Genomic DNA, 16232 nt, shown 5'->3' with positions numbered 1-16232 from the left:
CCGGGGCGAATTCGAGTTTGGCGAGCGTCACGTCATCCATTGGCCGTTTTGCGGGTGCTGGCCGCCAGGTCCTCGAGAAACGCCTGCAGGATCGGCGGCGGTGCCACACCGCGCCGGGTGATCACGTCGAACGGTGATTTCAGCCGCAGGCTCGCCGGGCCCAGTTGATGCATTTCGCCTGACTTGAGCCACTGGGCGGCGAAGTGCTCGGGCAGAAAACCCATGTAGGCGCCGGAGATGATCAGGATCGCCGAGGCTTCGATATTGTCCACGGTGGCCGCCGCCTTGCTCACGCCCAAGTGTTCCAGGTCGTATTGCTGCATGTAGCCGCGTACGACGATGCGACCCGCGCCGATTTCTTCGAGCAACTCGGCACCTTCGGCCGTGCTCCCATACAGCGGGTGCCGGCGCCCGCAATACAAGCCCAGCGCTTCCTGATACAGCGGCGATTGCAGCAGGCCCGGTACATGGATCGGAAAATGCCCGATGGCCAGGTGCAGGCGACCGTCGAGCACCCGTTCTTCCAGTTCTGCCGGAGTGCCGACGTACACGTTCAGGTGTACGTCATGCCCGCGCGACACGAAGCGCTGGGTGGTGCGCGGGATCGGCGAATCGGGGTCGGTGATGGTGGTGTCGATGATCCCCAGGTTGAGCTTGCCGCTGATGTGCTGCTTGAGTACGTCGGCGTCCATGCAGAAATTTTCCACCGCCGACAGCAGGCGCTGGGTGGCTTCATGGATCGCCACGCCTTGCTCGGTCAGGCGAAAGCCGCTGCGCCCGCGCTGGCAGAGCTTGACCCCAAGGCGGGTTTCCAAATGGGTCATCTGTTCGCTGATGGTCGACTGCCCGGCGTTCAACGCCGCCTGGGCGGCGGAGAAACCGCCGCAGCGGACAATCGTGGCAAATACCCTGAGCAGTTTCAGGTCGACATCGTGCAGTTGGATCATCGGGAACCTCCGGCATGGGGATGCATCGGGAATGCCGATATGAGTATCTGATGTTTAGCATTTTTTCCACGAAAACCTGCGCTCATAGTCTTTCCAACGGCGGTCGCCTTGCAGTTCCGCCAAGCCGATAACAAGAAGTGGAGAGGCTAGAAATGTCGAACAACGGTTATGAATCCGGTCGTCTGAACCTGCCATTCGTGGGTCATTGCACCTTTGGCAAATCCCCGGTGTGCACCGATTGGGATGCGCTGGATGCCGACGTCGCGGTGCTTGGCGTGCCCAACGACATGGGCACCCAGTGGCGCTCCGGCGCACGCTTCGGACCACGCGGGATTCGTGAAGCATCGACGCTGTTTTCCTTCGGCCACGCCGGGGCCTACGATCACGAAGATGACGTGATGTACCTCACCGCATCGGACGTGCGCATGGTCGACGTCGGTGATGCCGACATCGTCCACACCGACATGGCCACCAGTAACAAGAACACCGAATACGCGGTGCGCAAGATCCTCGATGCCGGTGTGATGCCGGTGGTGCTGGGCGGCGATCACTCGGTGCACGCACCGGTCATCAAGGCCTTCGAAGGGCGCGGCCCGATCCACATCATCCACTTCGATGCACACCTGGACTTCGTCGACGAGCGCCACGGCGTGCGTTACGGCCACGGCAACCCGCTGCGCCGCGCCTCGGAAATGAACCACATTGTCGGCATGACCCAAATGGGCATCCGCAACGTCTCGTCGTCCAACCGCGACGACTACGAAGCGGCTCACGAGGCCGGTTCGAAGATCCTCTCGGTGCGCGATGTGCGTCGCCTTGGCGTCGAAGGTGTACTGGCGCTGATCCCGCAGAACATCAACTACTACATCACCATCGACATCGACGGTTTCGACCCGTCCATCGCCCCCGGCACAGGCACCCCGAGCCACGGCGGCTTCCTCTACTACGAAGTGCTGGAAATCATCCAGGCCCTGGCCAAGCGCAGCAAAGGCAACATCGTTGGCATGGACCTGGTGGAGGTGGCACCGGTGTACGACCCGACCGGCATGACCTCGATCCTTGCTGCGCAGCTGCTGCTGAACAGCATCGGCTTCATCTTCCACGAGCGGGGCTTGGTGCGAGCCGCCGCCGAAAGCGAATCGCTGGCTTAAGAGCTGGCCAGCCTGAATATCGAAACCACGAAGACCCGGCAGGAACTGACTGCCGGGCAGAGAGAATAAAAATGGACACGATCGTCAAAAGTTACCTGCAGAAGTTTGGTGTCAGCGAAGCCACCCAGACCTTCCTTAGCAAAGCGCAGAAGATGTTCATAGGCGGTACCTGGGTCGACGCCAGCGACGGCCAGACGTCCGAAGTCATCGAGCCCTCGACCGAAGGCCTGATCACCCGCATTCCCATGGGCACCACTGAAGACCTGGACCGCGCCGTGCAAGCAGCCCGCGCGCAGTTCGATGGGGGTGAATGGAGCCAGGCAAAACCGGCGCAACGCGAACGCCTGATCCAGCGCCTGGCGGATTTGATCGAACAGAACGCCGACGAGCTGGCGCAAATCGAATCGATCGACATGGGCAAGTCGGTAGCCTTCGCCAAGGACGTCGATATCCAGGGCACTGTCGAAACCCTGCGCTATTTCGCCGGTTGGGCCACCAAGCTCCACGGGCGCACCGTCGAGCCTTCGCTGCCGGGTAATTACCTGGCCTATACCCGCAAGGAAGCGGTAGGGGTGGTCGGCGCCATCGTGCCGTGGAACTTCCCGCTGCAAACCATGGCCTGGAAACTCGGCGCGGCGCTGGCCACCGGTTGCACCGTGGTGGTCAAGCCCGCTGAGCTGACCTCGCTGTCGGCCCTGCGTTTCGCGGAACTGGTGCAGGAAGCGGGCATTCCGGACGGCGTGATCAACATTGTCACTGGTCGCGGCAGCGTGGTCGGCGCGGCCATGACCACCCACCCCGGCATCGACAAATTGACCTTCACCGGTTCCACCCCGGTGGGCCTTACCGTTGGCCGCGCGGCGCTGGACGACATGAAGCGGCTGACCCTCGAACTCGGTGGAAAGTCGCCAGTCATCGTGTTTGCCGATGCCGACATTCCGGCCGCGGCACAAGCGGTCGCCAATGGCGTATTTTTCAACTCCGGGCAGGTATGCGATGCCGGTACGCGGGCTTATATTCATAGCAGCGTCCATGACGAATTCCTGCGTGAGCTGATCGCCTATACACGCACCCTGAAAATGGCCCCGGGCCTGGACCCGGACTGCTTCATCGGCCCACTGGTGTCGGCCCTGCAAAAGCAGCGCGTTACCGAGTACATCGAGACCGGCAAGGCCGAAGGCGCCGAACTGGTGTACGGCGGCCAACCTGTCGATGGTCCGGGGTTCTTCGTCGAGCCGACCATCTTCGCCAACTGCCGAAACGACATGCGCATCGTCCAGGAAGAAATCTTCGGTCCGGTGCTGGTGACAGCAAAGTTCGATGATGATGAAGAGGCCCTGGCCCTGGCCAATGACTCAGCTTTTGGCTTGGCGGCTGCCCTGTACTCCAACGACCTGGGCAAGGTGCATCGCCTGATACCACGCCTCAAGGCCGGCTCGGTCTACGTCAACGCCCACGGCACCCTCGACCCGTCGATGCCGTTCGGTGGCTACAAGCAGTCCGGGTTCGGCAAGGACCTGGGCGCCGAGCAGCTCGATTACTTGCTCGAAACCAAGGCGGTGTGGATCACCTTGCCTGGCTGACGCCAGCCCCCTGTAGGAGCGAGCATGCTCGCGATGGTCGCCAACGATAACGCTGGCAACCTGACACCCCGTGGTGTTCCTGGGCTCATCGCGAGCAGGCTCGCTCCTACAGGTCAATCGGCACGGACGCGCGAAAAGAACGCGGTTATCTCGTCATGATCTTCCAACAATAAGAGTCCATCATGAACACTAACGCCAAGTCCGCCACGAGTGTGTCTTCCCTCGACGACAAATCCGTTGTCGAGGGGCATTCGATTGACTTCATCCCCGAGAACGAGCGCACCGACAAACTGTCGAGCCAGGGCCCGTTCTGGTTCCTCGGCAATTTCACCTTCTTCACCATGACCATCGGCTTCGTCGGCCCAAGCGTCGGCCTGACCGCGCTCTGGACCACACTCGCCGGCACCCTGGGCATCATGTTTGGCACGCTGTTCATGGCGTTTCACGGTTCGCAAGGCCCGCACCTCGGCTTGCCACAGATGATCCAGTCCCGCGCGCAGTTCGGTTACCGTGGGGTGATCCTGGTGCTGCTGGCGACGCTGTTCGTGTTCGCCGGGTTCAACATCGTCAACCTGGTGCTGATGATGCAGGGCCTGCACACGCTGTTCGGTTTCAGCCCCGCGGTGATCGCGGTGGCGGTGACCCTCCCGGCGGCGGTGTTGGCGATCCTCGGCCATGACTGGATGCACCGCAGCTTCAAATGGGCGTTGTGCCTGTCGCTGCCGCTGTACGGCCTGGTGACCCTGGCGGTGTTGATGGGCTGGGTACCGGATGCCGTGTTGCCGGCGCTGGCCGAGGGCGAAGCGGCCCCCGCACCGCTGGGCTTCAACTGGACCGGTTTCATCGCGCAGTTCGCGGCCGCGGCGAGTTACAACATCGCCTATGCCCCCTACGTGTCGGACTACTCGCGTTACCTGCCAAAGAACACCTCCAGCGGCAAGCTGATCGCCGTGGTGTTTCTCGGCGCTTCGTTGTCCGGAGCGTGGATGATTTCCGTCGGTGGCTGGCTGGCCGATCACCTGCACTCCACGGATGTGCTGGTGGCCCTGGGTCAAGTCGGCAACACCGTGTCGCCACTGATGGGCACCGCGGTCGTGGTGGTGACCATCCTGGCGTTCCTGCCGGTGATCGCGATGAACATCTACAGCGCCAAGCTGACTACCCTGACCTGTGTCGATTCGATCAGGCACATCGAGCCGACCCGCAAGGCGCGGATCCTCGCCATCGCGTTCGTGATCCTGCTGCAACTGGGCGTGGCCCTGAGCATCCAGAGTTCCGGCAAAGGCCTGTCGGTGCTCGGCATCTACCTGGTGGTGATGCTGTACTTCCTGGTGCCCTGGACCTCGGTCAACCTCACGGACTATTTCTTCGTGCGCAAGGGCCGCTACGCCATCCCGCACTTCTTCATGCCCCACGGCAACATCTACGGCAACTGGGGCCTGCGTGGCATCGCCGCCTATGCCATCGGCTTTATCTCGATGATTCCGTTCTTCTACATCTACGACGGCGTCGAGCAACGCGAAGTGTATGTCGGCCCGCTGGCCAAGGCCCTGGGCAGCATCGACATCGCCTGGCTGGTGGGGCTGATCGTCTCGGGCCTGGCGTACTACTGGCTGAGCCGTTCGATCGACCTTGCGCGCGAAGAGGCCGTTATCCAGCAGGTCGAAATAACCTCCCCGCAATACACCACTGGCGACACGCTGACCCATAAACAGCAACCACGGCCGGTATTCACTCAAACGACGGTCGGGAGATAGCCATGACCACGCAAAGAATGACCACGCAAAAATACGACTACATCATCATTGGCGCAGGCTCGGCAGGTTGTGTGTTGGCCAACCGCCTGAGCGAAGACCCGGCCACCTCGGTGCTGGTCCTGGAATTCGGCGGCAGCGACAAGAGCGTGGTGATCCAGATGCCCAGTGCGTTCTCGATCCCGATGAACACCAAGAAGTACAACTGGCGCTACGAAACCGAGCCGGAAACCTACCTCAACGGCCGGCGCATTCATTGCCCGCGGGGCAAGGTGCTGGGTGGTTCGTCGTCGATCAATGGCCTGGTGTACATTCGCGGCCACGCCCTGGATTTCGACGAATGGGAATCCCTCGGCGCCCAGGGCTGGGGCTACAAGAATTGCCTGCCGTACTTCAAGCGCGCCGAAAGCTACGAGTCCGGTGGCGACAGCTATCGCGGGCAGACCGGACCACTGCACACCACCAACGGCAATCACATGAAAAATCCGTTGTACGGGGCCTGGGTCGAAGCCGGCGCGGAGGCGGGCTACATCAAGACCGAAGATTGCAACGGCTACATGCAGGAAGGTTTCGGTGCGATGCACATGACCGTGAAAAATGGCGTGCGCTGCTCCACGGCCAACGCCTACTTGCGTCCGGCCATGGGCCGTCCGAACCTGACGGTGATTACCCATGCGATGACGCGCCAGGTCATCCTCGAAGGCAAGCGTGCAGTCGGGGTGATGTATGACCACGGGGGTCAGACCCACCAGGTTTATTGCAACCGCGAAGTCCTGATCTCGTCCGGGCCGATTGGTTCGCCGCACCTGCTGCAACGCTCCGGCATCGGCCCGGCCGAGGTCCTGCGCAAGGCCGGGATCGGCGTGCGCCATGACCTGCCGGGCGTAGGGGAGAACCTGCAGGATCACGCCGAGGTGTACATCCAGTTCGGCTGCAAGGAACCGGTGACGCTCAACAGCAAGATGGACCCGCTGAGCAAATTGATGATCGGTTTGCGCTGGCTGCTGTTCAAGGACGGCCTGGGCGCCACCAACCACTTCGAGGCCGGTGGTTTCATTCGCTCCGAGAAGGGCCTGCGCTGGCCGGACATCCAGTTCCACTTCCTGCCGGCAGCTATGCGCTACGACGGCAACAAGCCGATCAAGGGCCACGGTTTCATGGTGCTCACAGGGCCAAACAAACCGAAAAGCCGTGGCTATGTGCGCGTGCGGTCGGCCGATCCGTACGAACACCCGGAGATTCGCTTCAACTACCTGGAGCGCGAAGAGGACCGCGAAGGCTTCCGCCGCTGCATCCGCCTGACCCGGGAGATCATCGGCCAGAAAGCCATGGACCGTTTCCGCGACGGCGAAATCGCCCCCGGAGCGCTGGTGACCAGCGATGAAGACCTCGACGCCTTTGTCCGTGACAACCTCGAAAGCACTTACCACCCCTGTGGTTCGTGCCGCATGGGCGAGGACGACATGGCGGTAGTGGATTCCGAGCTGCGGGTGCATGGCATCAAGGGCTTGCGGGTCATCGACTCTTCGGTGTTCCCGACCGAACCGAACGGCAACCTCAATGCGCCGACCATCATGCTCGCCGAACGGGCTTCGGACCTGGTTCGCGGGGTGAAGATGTTGCCAGAGTCGGATGTGCCGGTGGGGCTGGTAGAGAATTGGGAAAACAGCCAGCGCACGACCTTGCCAGGACGTAACGTGCGCGTTTAAGCAAATCCTGTGTGGGAGCGAGCCTGCTCGCGAAAGCGATGGACCAGTCAACATCAATGTTGAATGTCATGGCCCCTTCGCGAGCAGGCTCGCTCCCACAGGAAAAATTCGATTGCCATTGCTAGGCTCAAACTCCCAAGACCGCAATGGAGCACCCTCATGGCTATCCTGGCCCTTCGCGCCGACGCCTCCCACATCGACACGATCGCGCCGTTATTCGACGCTTATCGTGGCTTCTACGGCCAGCCGTCGAACCTGCCCCAGTCCCGCGACTTCATCGCCGAACGCATTGCCCGCGACGAGTCGGTGATCTTCTTCGCCGAGGACACCGTCGGCCAGGCGCTGGGTTTCGTGCAGATGTTCCCAACCTTTTCCTCCATCGACGCGCACCGCACCTGGCTGCTCGGCGACCTGTTCACCACGCCCGCCGCCCGGGGCAAAGGCGTTGGTACGCTGCTGATGAATACCGCCCGCGACTTTGCGCGGTTGATGGGAGCCAAGGGCATGACCCTGGAAACCGCCACCGACAACTGCAGTGCCCAGCGCCTGTATGAGTCACTGGGCTATGTGCGCGATCCGGGCTACTTCACCTATTGCCTGGACCTGCGCCAAGACTGAATCAGCGATCCCGGTCGCCGAACACCGGCCGCAGAAAGCTCCGCTCATAGTTGAGGATGAACTTTTTATCTTCGGCGAGTTTGAAGGCGGCAATGCACTCTGGGTCGCTCATCGATTGTTGGCGGTAACTTTCGTAGGCCGCCAGGCTTGGAAAGGTGAACATCGCCATGGCGATGTTGTTGGCGCCTTCGGATGGCAGGAAATAGCCGTGATGCTGGCCACCGAATTTTTCTACCAGGGGGATCCACAATTTTCCGTAATGCTCGAAGGCCTCGAGCTGGTAGGGGTCGATAACGTATTTCAGGTAGCAGGTGATCATCGGTGCTCTCTTGGGGTAAAAATTTTCAGCAGATTGTACGACCCGCGCCGTCAGCGGCGGCACGTCTTCGCCTGTTTCACAGCCATCGCGCTTGAGCCATTCGGCCGGGGGCAAACCCACCACATTGAGGAAGGTTCGGGAAAACGAGGCTTGCGAACTGTAGCAGACCGCCCCGGTGGTTGAGGCCGGCTGCACCCGATTTATTGTAGGAGCGAGCATGTTCCGGGCCGTGTTCCGACGATGGTCGTCAACGATGATGCGGGGAGCCTGGCACCCCGCGGTGCCCTCAGGTTTTTCGCGAGCATGCTCGCTCCTACAGGTTCCAAAAAAACCTATCGTGGAGCGACCTCCCGTGCCGCTCGCGCAAATTCGATGAAAGCCTTGAGCGTTGCCGGCACATGCCGTCGGCTTGGGTAGTACAGATGCAGGCCGGGGTAGTAGGGACACCAGTCGCCCAGCACCTGGATCAGGCTGCCGTCCGCAATCTGCGCCTTGACCATGTCTTCGAAGATGTAGGCCACGCCGACGCCTTGCAACGCCGGGCCGACCATCAGGCTGACGTCGCCCAGGGTCAGCGGGCCGTCTATCTCGATTTCCTGGGCGATTGCACCCCGTTCGAACTCCCAGCGATACATAGCGCCACTGGGGAAACGATGGCGGATGCACGGCAGGCCATGCAAATCCTCGGGTTTTTGCGGAACGGGATGTCTGCGGAAAAACTCCGCCGAGCCCACGACCACCGAGCGCATGTGGCTGCCAATCGGCAGGGAGACCATGTCCGCCTCCAACCGAGCGCCGAAGCGTACGCCGGCGTCAAAACCCTGCGCCACCACATCGACCAGCGCGTCGTCTGTCACGATCTCCAGTTTGACGTCCGGATAGGCTTCGAGGAACTTGCTGGCCAGTGGCAGCAACACCAGTTCGGCGGCCTGGCGACCCGCGGTGATTCTCAGGTTGCCCGAGGGTTTTTCGCGATAATGGTTCAGGTCTTCCAGGGCATCGTCGATATCACGAAAGGCCGGTTTGAGTCGGGCAAAGAGACGCTCGCCGGCTTCGGTCAGGCCGACGCTGCGGGTGGTGCGATTGAACAGCCTGACACCCAGTCGGTTCTCCAGGGTGCGCACCGCATGGCTCAAAGCAGAAGGGGTCAGCCCCAGTTCGACCGCTGCGCGGCTGAAGTTCAGGTGATTGGCCACGCACAGGAAGGTCGAGAGGTCAGCGGCCGAAGGCGCTTTCATATGTGAATACCTTTCACAAAGTCATGCAATATTGCTGGGATTATCACATCAGTAAGGCAGTTTTAAAGTAGCGTCAACTCATCAAGAAGGCCCGGCAATAACGCTCGGGTCGCTGAGAGGAGGAGTTGAAATGCGTACTTGGTTCATTACTGGGGCTTCCCGTGGTTTTGGTACTCTCATCGCAGAACGTGCTCTGCGTGCCGGCGACGCGGTGATTGCCACGGCCCGTAAGCCCGAAGAAATAGCTGCCAGGCTCGGCGATCATCCCAACCTGTTGGCCGTGCGCCTGGACGTGACCCGCGAGGAGCAAGCGCATCAGGCCGTCGCAGAAGGCATCAAGCGTTTCGGCCGCATCGATGTGCTGATCAACAATGCCGGGTTCGGCGTGCTGGGCGCGGTGGAAGAAACCAGCGCCAGCGAGACCGAGCGTCTGTTCGCCACCAACGTCTTCGGCGTGCTCAACGTGACCCGGGCGGTACTGCCGCACATGCGTCGCCAGCGCAGCGGACATGTGATCAACATTTCTTCCATCGGCGGCTACCACGCCTACATGGGCTGGGGTGTCTACGGTTCCACCAAGTTTGCGGTAGAAGGTATTACCGAAGCGCTACACCAGGAACTGGCGCCGCTAGGGATACATGCCACGGTGGTCGAGCCGGGCTTCTTCCGCACCGACTTCCTCGACGAGCAATCGCTGGTGAAGACCGCGCTGGAACTGTCGGACTACGATGAAACCGTCGGCGCCATGCGCAAGCATGCCGAAGCCGCCAACCATGCCCAGCCGGGCGATCCGGTGAAGTTCGCCGACGCCATGCTGGCCCTGGTCAATGCACCGAAGCCGCCACAACGGCTGGCACTGGGCAGCGATACCATCGCGCGCATCGAAGCGAAAAACCGCTTTGTCGCCCAGGAATTGGCGCAATGGAACGAGCTGGCACTGTCCACCGATTTCAAGGACTAACTACACGCGCACCAAAAAATCCGGACCCATTCACAGGACTCCGGATTTTTTTGTGCATGAGATTTACCCTTGTAGGAGCGAGCATGCTCGCGAGAAACCCACGGGCGCCGCTGGGCATCTGGTTCTACGCGTTATCGTTCACGACCATCGTCGGAACGCCACCCGGAACATGCTCGCTCCTACAGGAGATCAGCGGCATTCCATGCAGAAATAGGGCATGACGTCGGAGCTGGCATCGTAGCCATTGCTGCCATCGGCGTAATGATTGTGCCGCAGGCGGTCGGAGCCACCTTCTGCCACCCTTGTCCCGCGCATCGAGTTGTATCCGCCTGCGGCAACGTTTTTTTGCTTCAGTCGATCGGAACCGTCCGATGCCAGTTGCCGCTCGCGCAGGCGATCGGCGCCACCTTCGGCGACCTGATTTTGCTTGAGCTGCCGTTCTCTCAGGCGATCGGCGCCACCTTCAGCCACCTGATTCTGCTTGAGACGCTGCGCACCATCGGCAGCCAGTTGTGGTTCCTTGGTGCGGTCTGCACCCCCCTCGGCAGCGTTATGCACGGCCGTGTGGGCGCCGGACGTTCCGGCTCCCGCTTCGACGGCCTGTGCGTTGGCGGTGAGTAAAGCGAGGGCTGAAAGGAGGGCAAGTCCTGATGCAAGGCGGGGGGTGTTCATCATGTTCACCTAATGAGTCACGGGATTGTTCAAGCAACAAGTGGGCAGGCAGGAATGCCGGCTATTGCAGCCCTGACATTCGATGCCTGCATCTTAATTGCCTGAAAAACCCCGTCACTCATGCATAGGTTGTCAAGATCAACATCCAGGTATTAGCCACTCATACGCGAGTATGCCGGGCGATGATCAATCGGCAGGCAACACCGGCGGCTTACCCTGGTCCTTCAATAGAAAGACGACAAACTTCGCCGGCTTGTCCTTGCTGGCATTGCGGCCCACCGTGTGAATATCGTTGGGGCCTTCATGGAAGCTCTGTCCGGGCATCAACGTGACTTCCTTGCCACCCTTGACCCCCATGACGATCGAGCCTTCGAGCACATAGATGAAACCGTGGGCGTCGTGTCGATGAACCGGGTCGGCACCGCCCGGCGGGTATTCGACGGTGAGCATCAGCACTTCCTTGCCGGGGTAATCGGGCAGCGCCGTGACCGACACTTCCTTGACGTCCGGAGGCGGCGCTTCGGCGGCCAGTGCCGTTGCGGTAGTGGTGAAGGACAGGGTAAACAGGGCGAGAAGCATGGGGGTTCGCATGGGATGCTCCTGATGAGAATAGTAGGCGGGTGCCAGTGTCTGACCGACTGGCTTGTCAGGCGCTGGTGCTCTTGAGCCATTGATCGAAGTGAATCTTGCCGAGGATGGGATTGGCGCCAGGGGTCAGTGACTGGTCGTTGATGATCGCGCCGTAATATCCGGCGTTGTCGTCGGTAATCACTTCACGCTGATCCTTGGTGTGTTGCAGGTAGGTTTTTGCGAACGACACCAGAGGTTGTTTGTCAGGGCCAGCCACTTCCTCGATTTTGCCGGTGGGCGCCGCCACGGCAATTTTGGCCAGTGCCGCGGCGACATCGGCCGAGGCGATCGGCTGCAGGGCGGCCGATGTCAGGCGAATGGTGTCGCCTTGTGCGCCTGATTGTGCAATGGCGCCGATGAACTCGAAGAACTGCGTAGCGCGCAGAATCGAGTAGGGCACTCCCGCGTTCTTGATCAATTCCTCCTGGGCCATCTTGGCGCGAAAGTAGCCGCTTTCGAGCATTCGCTCCGTGCCCACTACCGAAAGCGCGACGTGATGCTTGACCCCGGCGGCCTCCTCGGCGGCGGCAAGGTTGCGCCCGGATTTTTCGAAGAATTCCAGCACGGCGGCATCTTCGAACGAAGGTGAATTGGCGACGTCGACCACCACGTCGGCGCCTTGCAGCGCGGCCTTCAAGCCTTCTCCGGTGACTGCGTTGACGCCGGTACTCGGCGTGGCGGGCACCACATCATGTCCGCCTTCGCGCAGGAGTTTGCACAGTTGTGTTCCAATCAAGCCGGTACCGCCGATGACAACAATTTTCATGATTGAGTCTCCGTAAGTTGGTGTGGGGGTGGCGGCTGTACATGCCACTCACGTTGTGAGTAGCTAGTCTAGGCGGGCAAAAGCGCAGCGAGGCTTGGCGGGATGGACGGCACGCTTGGGCCTTGTACATGCGAAAAGCTTCGGCCATGGGCCCTGGTCATGCTCAAATGGCGGCCATTTTTTTTTCGCTGCAGGCGGGAGCTGGAAATGAACAAAGCGGCCGTGATGACCCTCGTCCTGACCCTCGGTACAGGCCTGTTCGCCACGCAAGCGAACGCGCAGGGCGATGCCGAGGCGGGCGGTAAACTGTTCAAGCGGGTGTGTGGTGGCTGCCATCAGATCGGCGAGTCGGCGCGGGCGTTTTTTGGTCCGCAACTCAACGGTGTTGTCGGACGGGTTGCCGGCAGCACCACGGACTATCAGTACTCCGACGCGATGAAATCGTCGGGCATTGTCTGGACGCGGGAAAAACTGGCGGCGTACATCGAGGACCCGAAAGCCGTGGTGTCGGGCACACGGATGATTTTCTGGGGGATCAGCGATCGAGAGAAGATCGATGATTTGCTGGCTTACATCCAGACCTTCCCGGCACCCTGAAAACTGGCAGATGTACCTCGACCTGTAGGAGCTGCCGCAGGCTGCGATCTTTTGATCTTGCTTTGGCCCTGGAAAAATCAAAAGATCGCAGCCTGCGGCAGCTCCTACAGGGGTGCATTTTTAGCGACGCAGTTCAGCGCAATGGTCCTGCTCCGGCTGCGCTGCCGTATACCACACATAATCCGCGCTGTCGGCGCTCACGGTCTTGCCCACTTCAGCCAGCACCAGCACTGCGTTACCTTCGCCAGCGCCGAGGTCCTGCAGGTGCAACGGCACCCCCAGATCCTTGCGCACATGGAACGCCCCGGCCAGCAATAGCGCAGGCGTCGGTGCCGCCAGCAGGCGTTCGGCCATGCGCCGGTCACGCTGTTGCTGCACAGCGAGCATCGCCGGCATTTGCGCTTCGGGCAGCAAGCCGCAATGGGACTCGCGGATATCGTCCAGCAATGTCGCTTGTACCCTTTGGGTAGTGGACGCTTCACCGCTGAGCGTCGGGCGCTGTTTGTAGATCTGCATGATCTGCGCCCGGTCCAGGTTGGCCGACAGCAGTGGGTAGGGTTGGCGCAGGGCGTAGGTGACCAGTGGGCCGTAGATGCCCCAATCCCAGTTGGCCTGCCAGGACAGCGCCTGGTAAGCGTCGGCTGGTGGTTGGCCGGCACGGGTCGCGGCCTGGGCCGCATCGACTTTTGCCTGTTGGTCGGGGTTGAGCATTTCCATCAACAGGCTGCCTTGCGGGCGCTGCGCCGCCAGTTGGCGCAGCAACCACAGTTGCAAGGCATGGTGATCGGGGTTGTCGTGTTGCTCGCCGACCAGCACCCGTGGCGCAACCGCCAGGCGCTCGACCAGCTCCTGCGGGGTGAGGGCGCGTCCGCTGGCGAGTTCGCGGATCAACCCGAGATCGGCGTGATCTCGCCCTTGCGGGGCGATCGCTGGTGGCGGCGCTGCGACGTAATGGGTTTGGCAGGCAGCCAGCAGGCTGACCAGGAATAACAGCACAATGCGCATCGGTTTTCCTTTTAGAACGGCGGGGATCAGCGCGCGATAATCAACGGATGACCGCGTTCCGGATGCCGCTGAATCAGCACTTGCAGCCCGTACACTGCTTCCAGCGCCTGGGCGTTCAGGACTTCATCCGGTGGACCATAGGCGTGCGGGCGACCCTCCTGCAACAGCAACAATTGATCGCAATAACGGGCAGCCAGGTTCAGGTCGTGCAGGATCACCAGTACCGCCGCACCGCGCCCGGCGAAATCGCGCACCGCTTGCAGGATGGTGTGCTGGTGCAGCGGATCGAGCATTGAGGTCGGCTCATCGAGCAGCAGGGTCTGACCCTCGGCACCCGGCCACAATTGTGCGAGCACGCGCGCCAGGTGCACACGCTGGCGTTCGCCACCGGACAGGGCCAGATAACTGCGTCCCGCCAGGTGCAGGGCGTCGGCGGCACTCAGGGCCTGGGCGACAATTTGCGCATCGCGCACGCGCCCGCTGGCATGGGGCAGGCGACCCATGCCCACCACTTCATTGACTGAGAAGGCAAAGTTCAGGCTCGAACTCTGGGGCAAGACCGCCAGGCGTCTGGCTCGCTCCTGGCCCGGCCAGTCGGCGAGTGCACGTTCGTCTAGGCTGACCGTGCCTGCGTTGGCCGGCAGCTCATCGCACAAGGCGGCCAGCAGCGTGCTTTTACCGGCGCCGTTGGGGCCCAGCACGCCGAGGACTTGACCCGGATGCAGCTCGATGTCGATGTCCGCCAGTACCGTGCGATTGCCGCGTCGCACCATTAAATTGTTGGCCCGTAGCATCAGGAACGCCCCCGTACCAGCAGATAAAGGAAGAAGGGCGCACCGATAAGCGCGGTGACGATGCCGATCGGCAACTCGGCCGGCGCCAGCAGCAAACGCGCGACCAGATCGGCCAGCAACAACAGGCTGGCGCCGGCCAGCAATGAAGCTGGCAGCAACACCCGATGATCGGGACCGACCAGCAGTCGCATCAGGTGCGGTACCACCAGGCCGATAAAGCCGATCAGGCCGGCCGCCGCCACTGCGGCCCCCACACCCAGCGCGGTGCACAGCACCAGCTCAAGCTTGATCCGCTCGACATTGAAGCCCAGGTGGCGGGCTTCGGACTCCCCCAACAGCAGCGCGTTGAGCGCCGCCGCGCGCCGCGGCAACCACAACGCCACGCCGACTGCCACGATCAGCAGCGGCCACAGGCGCGGGTAACTGGCGCCGTTGAGGCTGCCCAGGTTCCAGAAGGTCAGGGTGCGCAGCGTGGCGTCATCGGCCAGGTAGGTAAACAGGCCGACCCCGGCCCCGGCCATGGCGGTCATCGCCACGCCCGCCAACAACATGGTGGCGACGTTGGTCTGGCCGTCGCTGCGGCCAAAGCGATACACCACCGCCGTGACGATCAGGCCACCGGCGAATGCGCATACCGACAACAGGTACGGCTCGATGGCCGGCGGCAAACCGCCCAGCAGATTGCCACCGACGATGGCGACAGCCGCGCCCAGCGCCGCGCCGCCGGACACTCCGACCAGCCCCGGGTCTGCCAGCGGATTGCGAAATAACCCTTGCATGGCCACGCCGGACAACGCGAGCACCGCTCCCACCGCGATGCCGAGCAAACTGCGCGGCAGGCGAATCTGGCCGAGGATCAGCTGCGCCTGTTGGCTGTCGTCTCCCTCCACCGGCAATCCGAGCAGCCGCAACCCGGCCAGCAATGTTTCGCCCAGCGGCAGGCTGACCGGCCCCAGGGCCAGGGACAGCCAGAACACCAGCAGCAATAACAGACCCAGGGTAATCAGCATCGGCCGTGGCCGAACGATGGCCGTCATCGGGTGCTCTCTGTTGCCTGGCGCTCGGCAGCCTGCACCTGTGGCAGGGTGCCAGCCACGGCCATTTGGCTCGGGAGCATGCCGGCGCACGCTAGCAGTGATTTGATACGCATCAGGGCGCTTCCTTAGTCGATCAGGGCGGTGGCGGTTTCGGCCAGGGCATGCCGAACAGCTGGGTGAACCGTTCACCGTCGACATCGAAACCTTCAAAGCGGGTGATGATGCCATCGACGCACAGTTTGCGCACACGCCCCTATTAAGTTCTGCGTTGTGAACCTGAGGTGGCGGGAGGTAGCAGATAGACCATGGCGCCGGGTTCGCCGGTAAGTTGGATCGCCGCACCGCTAGCTCTTACGGGTTTACTGGCTGGAGAAAAAACGCCCGCCAGAAAACCAGTGGCGGGCGCTTGGGAAAGGTCCCGGTCCAGCAAGGAGTGGGCTGGCCGGGATTC

16 protein-coding genes are annotated in these 16232 nt (G+C 61.8%); 7 read left to right on the top strand and 9 right to left on the bottom strand.

Annotated elements, in window-relative coordinates; all coding sequences use genetic code 11:
* Positions 1-32: 32 nt before the first annotated feature.
* Positions 33-947, bottom strand: coding sequence for a LysR family transcriptional regulator (locus HGP31_RS20015; RefSeq protein ID WP_020796887.1), 915 nt, complete (start codon positions 945-947; stop codon positions 33-35).
* A gap of 152 nt (positions 948-1099) precedes the next feature.
* On the opposite strand from HGP31_RS20015, the gene speB reads away from it, so the two are divergent.
* The 5 genes from speB to HGP31_RS19990 all read left to right on the top strand — a co-directional run bounded on the left by speB (position 1100) and on the right by HGP31_RS19990 (position 7762).
* Positions 1100-2098, top strand: coding sequence for an agmatinase (gene speB, locus HGP31_RS20010; protein ID WP_020796888.1), 999 nt, complete (start codon positions 1100-1102; stop codon positions 2096-2098).
* A gap of 71 nt (positions 2099-2169) precedes the next feature.
* Positions 2170-3681: an aldehyde dehydrogenase family protein gene (locus tag HGP31_RS20005; protein ID WP_168758524.1), complete on the top strand. Its 1512-nt coding sequence runs from the start codon at positions 2170-2172 to the stop codon at positions 3679-3681.
* 182 nt (positions 3682-3863) lie between these two features.
* Positions 3864-5438: a purine-cytosine permease family protein gene (locus HGP31_RS20000; protein ID WP_020796890.1), complete on the top strand. Its 1575-nt coding sequence runs from the start codon at positions 3864-3866 to the stop codon at positions 5436-5438.
* 17 nt (positions 5439-5455) lie between these two features.
* On the top strand, positions 5456-7144 hold the full coding sequence (gene betA / locus HGP31_RS19995; protein ID WP_168759201.1) for a choline dehydrogenase: 1689 nt from the start codon (positions 5456-5458) through the stop codon (positions 7142-7144).
* Positions 7145-7303: 159 nt separating this feature from the next.
* Positions 7304-7762, top strand: coding sequence for a GNAT family N-acetyltransferase (locus tag HGP31_RS19990; protein WP_168758523.1), 459 nt, complete (start codon positions 7304-7306; stop codon positions 7760-7762).
* Position 7763: 1 nt separating this feature from the next.
* Here HGP31_RS19990 and HGP31_RS19985 read toward each other — a convergent pair whose 3' ends face one another.
* A complete protein-coding gene (locus HGP31_RS19985) occupies positions 7764-8081 on the bottom strand; it encodes an NIPSNAP family protein (RefSeq protein ID WP_151144103.1) in 318 nt (105 codons plus the stop codon).
* 332 nt (positions 8082-8413) lie between these two features.
* The gene (locus HGP31_RS19975) at positions 8414-9319 is read right to left on the bottom strand and encodes a LysR family transcriptional regulator (protein ID WP_168758522.1); all 906 of its coding nucleotides are present in this window, start codon (positions 9317-9319) and stop codon (positions 8414-8416) included.
* Positions 9320-9449: 130 nt separating this feature from the next.
* Between HGP31_RS19975 and HGP31_RS19970 the strand changes: the two genes are divergently transcribed.
* Positions 9450-10280: an oxidoreductase gene (locus tag HGP31_RS19970; RefSeq protein ID WP_083349367.1), complete on the top strand. Its 831-nt coding sequence runs from the start codon at positions 9450-9452 to the stop codon at positions 10278-10280.
* 189 nt (positions 10281-10469) lie between these two features.
* Here the strand turns inward: HGP31_RS19970 and HGP31_RS19965 are convergent, their stop codons facing one another.
* The 3 genes from HGP31_RS19965 to HGP31_RS19955 form a co-directional block, all read right to left on the bottom strand.
* Positions 10470-10952, bottom strand: a complete 483-nt coding sequence (locus tag HGP31_RS19965) for a hypothetical protein (RefSeq protein ID WP_240963496.1) — start codon at positions 10950-10952, stop codon at positions 10470-10472.
* A gap of 186 nt (positions 10953-11138) precedes the next feature.
* Positions 11139-11543, bottom strand: coding sequence for a cupin domain-containing protein (locus tag HGP31_RS19960; protein ID WP_020796902.1), 405 nt, complete (start codon positions 11541-11543; stop codon positions 11139-11141).
* Between the two features lie 55 nt (positions 11544-11598).
* Entirely contained in the window at positions 11599-12348 is a 750-nt protein-coding gene (locus HGP31_RS19955) for an SDR family oxidoreductase (RefSeq protein WP_033045137.1), read from the bottom strand.
* Positions 12349-12555: 207 nt separating this feature from the next.
* Here HGP31_RS19955 and HGP31_RS19950 point away from each other — a divergent pair, with 207 nt between their 5' ends.
* On the top strand, positions 12556-12945 hold the full coding sequence (locus HGP31_RS19950) for a c-type cytochrome (protein ID WP_020796904.1): 390 nt from the start codon (positions 12556-12558) through the stop codon (positions 12943-12945).
* Positions 12946-13065: 120 nt separating this feature from the next.
* Here the strand turns inward: HGP31_RS19950 and HGP31_RS19945 are convergent, their stop codons facing one another.
* From HGP31_RS19945 to HGP31_RS19935, 3 genes are read right to left on the bottom strand one after another with little or no spacing between them, the layout of a single operon-like run.
* Positions 13066-13950: a ChaN family lipoprotein gene (locus HGP31_RS19945; RefSeq protein ID WP_168758521.1), complete on the bottom strand. Its 885-nt coding sequence runs from the start codon at positions 13948-13950 to the stop codon at positions 13066-13068.
* A gap of 26 nt (positions 13951-13976) precedes the next feature.
* A complete protein-coding gene (locus HGP31_RS19940) occupies positions 13977-14744 on the bottom strand; it encodes a heme ABC transporter ATP-binding protein (protein ID WP_168758520.1) in 768 nt (255 codons plus the stop codon).
* Entirely contained in the window at positions 14744-15727 is a 984-nt protein-coding gene (locus HGP31_RS19935) for a FecCD family ABC transporter permease (RefSeq protein WP_168759199.1), read from the bottom strand. The genes HGP31_RS19940 and HGP31_RS19935 overlap by 1 nt, the downstream gene beginning before the upstream one ends.
* Positions 15728-16232 lie beyond the last annotated feature (505 nt).

Source organism: Pseudomonas umsongensis, assembly GCF_012647205.1.
GTDB classification, from domain to species: domain Bacteria; phylum Pseudomonadota; class Gammaproteobacteria; order Pseudomonadales; family Pseudomonadaceae; genus Aquipseudomonas; species Aquipseudomonas umsongensis.
The sequence above is the reverse complement of the archived record's forward strand: the minus strand, read 5'-3'. Positions and strand labels throughout refer to the sequence as shown.

What these genes read in the sequence shown, in the direction of transcription:
- HGP31_RS20015 (WP_020796887.1), bottom strand. Translation starts at nt 947, where the DNA reads ATGATCCAACTGCACGATGTCGACCTGAAACTGCTCAGGGTATTTGCC.
- speB (WP_020796888.1), top strand. Translation starts at nt 1,100, where the DNA reads ATGTCGAACAACGGTTATGAATCCGGTCGTCTGAACCTGCCATTCGTG.
- HGP31_RS20005 (WP_168758524.1), top strand. Translation starts at nt 2,170, where the DNA reads ATGGACACGATCGTCAAAAGTTACCTGCAGAAGTTTGGTGTCAGCGAA.
- HGP31_RS20000 (WP_020796890.1), top strand. Translation starts at nt 3,864, where the DNA reads ATGAACACTAACGCCAAGTCCGCCACGAGTGTGTCTTCCCTCGACGAC.
- betA (WP_168759201.1), top strand. Translation starts at nt 5,456, where the DNA reads ATGACCACGCAAAAATACGACTACATCATCATTGGCGCAGGCTCGGCA.
- HGP31_RS19990 (WP_168758523.1), top strand. Translation starts at nt 7,304, where the DNA reads ATGGCTATCCTGGCCCTTCGCGCCGACGCCTCCCACATCGACACGATC.
- HGP31_RS19985 (WP_151144103.1), bottom strand. Translation starts at nt 8,081, where the DNA reads ATGATCACCTGCTACCTGAAATACGTTATCGACCCCTACCAGCTCGAG.
- HGP31_RS19975 (WP_168758522.1), bottom strand. Translation starts at nt 9,319, where the DNA reads ATGAAAGCGCCTTCGGCCGCTGACCTCTCGACCTTCCTGTGCGTGGCC.
- HGP31_RS19970 (WP_083349367.1), top strand. Translation starts at nt 9,450, where the DNA reads ATGCGTACTTGGTTCATTACTGGGGCTTCCCGTGGTTTTGGTACTCTC.
- HGP31_RS19965 (WP_240963496.1), bottom strand. Translation starts at nt 10,952, where the DNA reads ATGAACACCCCCCGCCTTGCATCAGGACTTGCCCTCCTTTCAGCCCTC.
- HGP31_RS19960 (WP_020796902.1), bottom strand. Translation starts at nt 11,543, where the DNA reads ATGCGAACCCCCATGCTTCTCGCCCTGTTTACCCTGTCCTTCACCACT.
- HGP31_RS19955 (WP_033045137.1), bottom strand. Translation starts at nt 12,348, where the DNA reads ATGAAAATTGTTGTCATCGGCGGTACCGGCTTGATTGGAACACAACTG.
- HGP31_RS19950 (WP_020796904.1), top strand. Translation starts at nt 12,556, where the DNA reads ATGAACAAAGCGGCCGTGATGACCCTCGTCCTGACCCTCGGTACAGGC.
- HGP31_RS19945 (WP_168758521.1), bottom strand. Translation starts at nt 13,950, where the DNA reads ATGCGCATTGTGCTGTTATTCCTGGTCAGCCTGCTGGCTGCCTGCCAA.
- HGP31_RS19940 (WP_168758520.1), bottom strand. Translation starts at nt 14,744, where the DNA reads ATGCTACGGGCCAACAATTTAATGGTGCGACGCGGCAATCGCACGGTA.